The organism is Catenibacterium sp. RTP21428st1_D7_RTP21428_210409 (genome assembly GCF_040227455.1).
GTDB lineage: Bacteria > Bacillota_I > Bacilli_A > Erysipelotrichales > Coprobacillaceae > Catenibacterium > Catenibacterium mitsuoka_A.
Window position 1 is genome coordinate 1 of the sequence record NZ_JBEHVX010000100.1, and the last position, 8065, is coordinate 8065.

Consider the following 8065-nt stretch of genomic DNA (forward strand, 5'->3'; position numbering starts at 1 on the left):
TAAATTATTCAAACTTGTTTTTAAGTTTGTCTTTTTTTATACGTTTTGATTGATTTTTGTTTCACACTTAATCCTCCTTGATTAACTGTTCTATGAATGAGATGACACGTTCTACATTCTTTCCATCCTGATATTTAAAAAACTTAGTCTTAAATCGTTTAATATCATAACGTTCATTAGAATGTATTGCATCTCCTAATTCATCTTCATTATAACATAATGGACCAGGCATTTCCTTCTTATAGTCTACAAAACATCCTAAATGATGCATATATTCCTTTAAATCAGGCACATAGAAATACATTGGCTTATTTAGAATAGAATAATCAAAGATAATAGAAGAAAAATCAGAAATAAGCGCATCACTCACAATAAATAAATCATAAGTATTCTCATGACTCATATTAAGTATACGTTCATCTTCTTCAATCGGGATATTATGCATAAGTGGATGATATTTATAAAGTAGAACTGTATCTTCATCCAGCAAAGACATAAGCTTCTTTGAATCAAAATCAACTGCTTTAAATCCTTTATAAATATTTCCTCTAAATGTAGGTGCATAAAGTAATATCTTCTTATTTTTTAATTTTGGATACTTGAGATAGAAGTTCTTTTGTGCTTCTTCTTTATATGTTTCATCAAATAAATGATCGACACGTGGCATACCTGTTACAAGTACGTTGTTTTTGTCTACAGAGAAAGCAAGAGAATAAGGTTCTACCCAATAATCACTATTCGCAATAACATAGTCATAGTTATTAATAGGATATTGTCTTTTAATCGCATTTCCAAACTTCTTAATAGCTCCTGTGGCATGCCATACTTCAATGACCTTAACACCTTGTCTCTTATAACGAGAGACAACATAGTTATTGTCATTAATGAGTACGATATGGGATGTATTAATCACAATAATCTGTTTAATGCAGTTAAGGAGATATAAGAAATCATTCCATACTGATTTTTTATCATAATGAATGAGTACTTTCTTAATAGAATAATGAGATGTATCAAGATGATTATAGATATCTAAGAAGTCATCTCTTAAAACATTGTCTTCTAATGAAACAAATGCAATTTGATTCTTTTTAATAGGAATAAGTGATACAAAGATGTTCACGAATGAAAGAATGATGTTTAATACGATTTTCTTAAGCCCCATGCTGTTCACCTAGTAGTATATCAATGACACGTTTGCTGGCATGTCCGTCTTCATGATTATTAAAACGTTCATTGAAGCCTTTTAAACGGTCATAATCAAAATCATGTATATGAATCTTCTCAAGTAGTGTATCTTCATTTTCTACCACATCTCCTGGAAGATCCTTATAAATATCTAAATAGAAACCTCTTAATTCATCACGATAGTTTTCTAAATCATACATATAGAAATAGATTGGTCTTTTTAATATTGCATAATCAAAGAAGACACTTGAATAGTCAGTCACTAAGACATCCGCAATTAAGTATAAGTCTGCAATATCTTCTTGAGGATCTACATAATAAACGAAGTCTTTCACTTCATCTAAGTTAAAATCATTCACAATCAAATAATGAGGTTTAAATACAACAATATATTCATCCCCTAATACTTCCTGCCATTTCTTGAAGTTAACTTCTAGTTTAAATGTATAGCCCTTCATATTAAATGAGTTATCTCGCCATGTAGGTGCATAGAGTAAGATCTTTTTATCGTGAGGAAGATGCATTCTATTTTTAATAGTTTCTACATCTTCTTTTGTATAGTTAGATAATATATCATTTCTTGGGTAGCCTGTTTCAATCAATCTTTCCTTATTAATTCTAAAAGATGTTTGGAAGACTTCTGTAGTGAAGGCACTCGGAGAAATCATATAGTTGTATTTTGAGACATCATTATCATAAGTGGCACGCATTTCTTCTACAGACATACCAGAGCGATAGAATGTAGTTCCTTCTGGCACTTCAATATCATGAGCAAGCTTCTTTAAAGGTGTACCATGCCAAGTTTGTAAATAAATTTGGTTATCCTTCTTTAATACATATTTAGGAAGCTTACAGTTAGAAATCCAATACTTGCTTCTTGCGAGATAGAAGAAATAAGGAATACTGAAGTATTCTATGATCTTAGCATTAGGAATAGTGAGATTCTTTTCTTTATGATGCTTAATTGCATAGATACAGCGATAAGAGGCATATTCTTGATGTTCTGTTATATATTGATGGAGTGCTTTAGGGTTGTCTGTATAGCCACGTCCATGGAATGAAATGAATAATATTGTATGATCATCACACGGTATAAAGCGATAAACGAGACGATATAATAAACGAATCAGTTTACCTAATATTTTCTTAATTAGTTTCATGATGAAGTTCTCCTTTATTAGGGTCTATTATAGTGAGAATGACTGTTCTAGTCAATCAAACCAATAAAAAGAAAAAGCTTCCTGTAAAGGAAAGCTAATTCTTTTCAAATACTGTTTCAACAACTCTCTGTGAAGAATGACCATCTTCCCAACCACAGAACTTGTCATAGAATGTTACATAGCGCTCTGCATATTTTTCAGTGATTTCATCCATATGCTTAATTGTATCAATAACTTCATCTGTAGTGAATACAAGTGGGCCTGGAAGTTCTTCTTCCATATTAATATAGAAGCCTCTTAATACATCACGATATTTATCTAAGTCATATGTATAGAATAACATTGGACGTTTGAGGTTCGCAAAGTCAAAGAAAACACTTGAATAGTCAGTAATAAGAATATCACTCATCAAATAGATTTCAGTAATATCATCATACTTACTTAAATTAAACGCAAAACCATCTAAACCAGTTAAATCAAGTACATCCGCAATATAATAATGTGTTCTTAGGATAATGACATATTCATCACCTAGTTCTTTTCTCATTTGCTCAAGATTTAATTTTAACTGGAACTTATAGGCACCATTACCATAATATTCATCATCTCTCCATGTAGGGGCATAGAGAATGACTTTCTTATCTAGTGGAATACCAACCTTTTTCTTTAATTCTTTCGCAATTTCTTCTTTATGAGGATCAGAGAGTAAGTCATTTCTAGGATAACCTGTATCTAACATCGTATCTCCTTCATCCTTATACATAAAGCAACTCTTGAATATTTCACTAGAAAATGCATTAGGTGCAATGAGATAGTCCCATTCCTGTTTCTGACGATAGAACTGTGCTTTATATGTAGGAGAAGCTGCAGTCACTTCTTCCTGGTCAAAGGCTAGACGTTTAAGTGGTGTGCCATGCCATGTTTCTAGGAAGACCTGTCCTTCTCTTTTACGATACCATAATGGCTGTCTTGTATTAAATACGAAGTATTTACATACAGCAAGATAGTAAGCATATTTACGTGTCATACGTTTAACAACTGTTCCACCATATGGGAGTTTTGTCTTCGTGTCATTAAGTACCCAGACAAATTCATATTGTCCAGGGAAGTTCTTAGCCAAATATTCATAAATATATTTTGGTGAATCTGCATAACTTGCGCCACGGAATGTTTCAAACATAATAAGATTTTTCTGAATAGGTTCATTCTTATATTTATGTCTATATAAGTACTTATTCATTTCATTCTTATTCTTAAAGATCTTCTTGGCTTTAACACCAGCTAAGTGAGCTGCAATGATTTTTTGTGCTTTCTTTAAGTCGTGATTCATACATGCTTTAGAAAGACTACGACGATAAAGTGATTTCTTTAATAGTTCTGGTTCAATAAGAGTTAGAACTTTGGCCATTGTATCAAAACGTGTTGTTCTCCACTTATCATCTTCACTTCTTCTGACTTTCTTAGCAAAGAAACTAGTAAAGTAGTTAGCCATCTTCGCATTAATATAATAATGAATAGATGGATAATCCTTAGAAATCTCTAAGCAATAGTTATGCGCTTCAATAAATTCATCAAAGCGACCATCAGGATCCTTAATCTGGGATAAAGCAGGACGACTGATTGGGTCATTATGTTTACGTTTGACTAGAATAGCATCTTCTACAAAAGAAACATCGTTTGTATATTTCAATAGTCCAACTACAAATGGTGCATCTGTATACCAGAAGAATTCTTCTTTAAAAGAAATATGATTGTCTTCAATAAGTGAACGTTTAATAAGAAGGTTTAAGCATGATACATTTCTTAATGCATGTCTTGTACGAATAAGAAGATCAATCTTGAACTGTTCTGGTTCATTGTCATAAACATGTTCTTCTTGTTTTCTTTCCACTTTTTCAAGACGATCATGATCCTTGTCTTTTAAGTTTCTTTCAATATTTGTTTCATCGCTCATTGTTTCAAAAACCTGTTTTTTAAACCATGAAACCATTCTTTTACCAGCAACAACTTGATTATTAGATTTTTGTGCTTCTTCTATTAAAGCATTTAGACAGTTAGGCAATACATAGTCATCACTATCTAAGAAATAAACATAATCTCCCTTAGCAAGATTAAGACCCATATTTCTCTTTTTACCTACTGTTGCTTCACCAGACTCAATAAGAGTAATAGGTAAATCATATTTGTGGATCTTATCCTTTACATCTTCAATAGCATCTACTACTAGAAGCACTTCATAATCAGTCAAATTCTGATCCTTGATACTTTCTAAGCAGTCATATAAATAATGTATATAACGATTAAATGGTATGATAATTGATAATTTCATAACTTTACTTCCTTTCTCTATTTAAAAGGGCAGGTTCCCCTGCCCTTTGTTTATCTTGTCTTAATAGCAGCAAAGAGCTTATCACCTAGTGTACGATGAGAATTTGGAATCACACGCTTTGCGAATTTCTCATCACGTACTTTCCTTTTCTCTTTTGCGGATAAATGATTGTAGTACTCTACATAGTCAGCATAATGATCACATACTTCATCAATATCACCATATTCACGAAGCATACCGCCTTCAATCCACATAGCACTATCACAAAATGATCTTACCTGTCTTAAGTTATGTGAAATAAAGATAATTGTTTTACCCTGTTCTTTTAATTCAGTCATCTTATTCAGACACTTTTCAGCAAAACCTTTATCACCGACACTTAATGCTTCATCGACAATCATAATATCTGGATCAAGACAAAGGTTAATTGAGAAACCAAGTCTCGATTTCATACCTGATGAATATTTCTTTACAGGCTGGTAAAGGAAGTCACCAATTTCTGCGAAATTAATAACACCTTCTTTAATCTCTTCAATACGCTTTTTAGAAAGGCCTAATAAAGCACCCTTTAATTCAATATTCTCCAGTCCTGTCAACTGTGCATTTAATCCAGTATTAATAGCAATCAAAGCCTGTGTCCCATTTACAATGATTTCGCCTTCATCAGGATCACAGATTCCTGCAAGAATAATGGACATAGTTGATTTACCAGAACCATTTGTTCCTAGAATGCCTACAACTTGTCCTTTCTTGATTTCAAAGTTTAAATCCTTGAGGGCATAAAACTTGACATCGCTTTTTTTCTCTTTAGATCTTAGTTCATATATTTTAGAAGCATGACGTGCTTCAATTGCGATATTTGAATCCATAATGCCTCCTAAATAAAGTCTACAAACTTAGATTTGAATTTATACATAATACAGCTTCCAAATATAAATAAGAAAACCGTAATAGCCCAGAAACAGAAAGCAGAATATTTATAATACATAATTCCACGATGATAGAAGAAACAGTCACGATAGCCCTGAACAATATAATAAATAGGGTTAGTTAACATGATTCTCTGTAGAATAGATGGAAGGTTCTTTACATTCCATAGGATTGGAGTCATGTATAATAATAAACGCATAATAGCAAGCACTAACTTTCTTGTGTCACGTGCAAGCATATTGAGAACAGATGTTGTCATTGATAAAGAAATAGAGAAGACAACACCGCAGAAACAATAATAAATAAGTCCTACCCAATGTAATGATGGATAATATCCAGCAAAGCAGAATAATATTGTCAATATACACATCAAGCAGAAGTGGTCAAATAGTTTAGATAATACTACTGTTGCTGGAAGGACACTGACTGGGAATTTCATTTTAGTAATAATATTTATTTTAGAGAAGATAGCATTACATCCTGCAGTAATACATGGAGAAATAAAGAACCATACGACCATACCTCCAAGCATCCACCAGATATATTCAATACCATCTACTGACTTACGATTTAATACTAATCCAAATACAAACCAATATGTTAATACCTGAATAATTGGATTCGCAAAGTTCCAGAATAAACCTAACTTTGAATCACGCATGTCAGCTAGTACTTCATATTTCGAAATAGAATAAATACGAAATAAGTTCTCGCTGTTTTCTTTGATTACATATTTTACAGCCTCTAACACGTTGGATCCTCCTTAATAATCTATCTTAATATTTATACAGCATTATACTTCAAAAAGCAATATTAGCCTTTTTTATTATACTTTATTTATACGTAAAAAAAAAGGAGGGATATCCCCTCCTAGATGAATTATTTAGTCATCCAGCTTTCATCATGTGGATCAACTTTCCATGCTTTTAGCTTTTCTAATGCTTCTTCTTTAATGTAGTTATGTTCTACAGCAACAGGAAGAAGAGCATCATAGTTAGATAAAGTTACGAAATGACAATCCTTATCTGCGAAGTTCTTGATAGAATCCTTTAAGCCATAAGTGAAGATAGCAACTAGTCCTAATACTTCACATCCAGCTTCTCTTAATGCATCTACTACTTCTAAAGAAGATCCACCAGTAGAAATTAAGTCTTCTACTACTACAACCTTCATACCTTCTCTTACAGCACCTTCAATACGGTTCTGACGTCCATGAGACTTATTTGAACCACGTACATATCCCATTGGTTTATTTAAGATATCAGCCACTAATGCAGCATGTGCAATACCAGCAGTTGAAGTACCCATTAATACTTCACAATCAGGATAGTTTTCCTGTACTAATTCAGCTAAACCTTTTTCGATATCGTTTCTTACTTCTGGATAAGATAAAGTTAATCTATTATCACAATAGATTGGTGATTTAATACCTGAAGCCCAAGTAAATGGTTCATCAGGGCTTAAGAATACAGCCTTGATACTTAATAAATCTTTCGCAATTAATTCTTCTCTACTCATTATTATTCTCCTTGAAATTGATTAAATATTTCTTTATAAGCAGCTACTGGATCAGCTGCCTTAGTAATTGTACGACCTACTACAATATAGCTAGAAGTCATATCTTTAGCCATGGCTGGTGTAGTCACACGCTTCTGGTCATCTTTAGCATCACTGGCAAGTCTGATACCTGGAGTCACTGTTAAGAAGTCTTCTCCTACTGCATCATGAATACCTTTAGATTCTAATGGTGAACATACAACACCATCAAGTCCTGCTTCTTTCGCATTCTTAGCCCATCTGATTGCGACATCCTGAATAGGTTCATGAATACCTAATTCATCATCTAATACTTCCTGGCTTAAAGAAGTAAGACATGTAACTGCAATACATAAAGGACGATCCTTGCCCTTTTCTTCTTCTAGACCTTCAATTGCAGCCTGCATCATAGCCTTAGAACCTGAAGCATGAACATTAACGATATCAACATCAAGACGTGCTAAGTTCTTCATAGCCATCTTTACTGTATGAGGAATATCATGTAATTTCAAGTCTAAGAAGATTGAATGTCCTCTTTCTTTGATAGCCTGAATGATTGCAGGTCCTTCTCCATAGAAGAGTTCCATACCTACCTTCACAAAGAGCGGTTCATCAAATTTATCTAGGAATTCAAGAACATCAGCTTTGTTTTTGAAATCGAGTGCAATAATTACTCTGCTTTTAGTCATAAACTACCCTCCAATTTTTTTATTCTCTATGAAGTATATCATAAAACATATAACCCTGGGAGATTTTTAAAAATATTATTATAAAAACTTAGCGGATGTTTTGGTGAATATATTGTAATAACCATATAAAAATGATATAAATTAAAAATGAAAGAATTTTTTGAATACCCATAATCTACAGGTAACGATTTAAGAGAAGTGTGGAGCAGAAATATTCAGGATATAGACTATTT

At 32.6% G+C, this 8065-nt stretch carries 7 protein-coding genes; all 7 read right to left on the minus strand.

Annotated elements, in window-relative coordinates:
• Window positions 1–67: 67 nt before the first annotated feature.
• The 7 genes from ABUA27_RS11210 to pyrF all read right to left on the minus strand — a co-directional run bounded on the left by ABUA27_RS11210 (window position 68) and on the right by pyrF (window position 7832).
• Window positions 68–1165 carry a CDP-glycerol glycerophosphotransferase family protein gene (locus ABUA27_RS11210; RefSeq protein ID WP_287846399.1) on the minus strand — a complete coding sequence of 366 codons (1098 nt, stop codon included), beginning with the start codon at window positions 1163–1165 and terminating at the stop codon, window positions 68–70.
• Complete coding sequence (locus ABUA27_RS11215; protein WP_129981679.1) at window positions 1155–2348, minus strand: CDP-glycerol glycerophosphotransferase family protein; 1194 nt, start codon at window positions 2346–2348, stop codon at window positions 1155–1157. The genes ABUA27_RS11210 and ABUA27_RS11215 overlap by 11 nt, the downstream gene beginning before the upstream one ends.
• Before the next feature lie 94 nt (window positions 2349–2442).
• Entirely contained in the window at window positions 2443–4677 is a 2235-nt protein-coding gene (locus ABUA27_RS11220) for a CDP-glycerol:glycerophosphate glycerophosphotransferase (RefSeq protein ID WP_288835079.1), read from the minus strand.
• Window positions 4678–4727: 50 nt separating this feature from the next.
• Window positions 4728–5546, minus strand: coding sequence for an ABC transporter ATP-binding protein (locus ABUA27_RS11225; RefSeq protein ID WP_022424226.1), 819 nt, complete (start codon window positions 5544–5546; stop codon window positions 4728–4730).
• A gap of 8 nt (window positions 5547–5554) precedes the next feature.
• Window positions 5555–6358 (minus strand): ABC transporter permease, encoded by an 804-nt coding sequence (locus ABUA27_RS11230; protein WP_022424225.1) that lies wholly within the window; start codon window positions 6356–6358, stop codon window positions 5555–5557.
• A 128-nt stretch (window positions 6359–6486) separates the two neighbouring features.
• On the minus strand, window positions 6487–7125 hold the full coding sequence (gene pyrE, locus ABUA27_RS11235; RefSeq protein ID WP_022424224.1) for an orotate phosphoribosyltransferase: 639 nt from the start codon (window positions 7123–7125) through the stop codon (window positions 6487–6489).
• 2 nt (window positions 7126–7127) lie between these two features.
• Entirely contained in the window at window positions 7128–7832 is a 705-nt protein-coding gene (pyrF, locus tag ABUA27_RS11240; protein ID WP_349820730.1) for an orotidine-5'-phosphate decarboxylase, read from the minus strand.
• Window positions 7833–8065 lie beyond the last annotated feature (233 nt).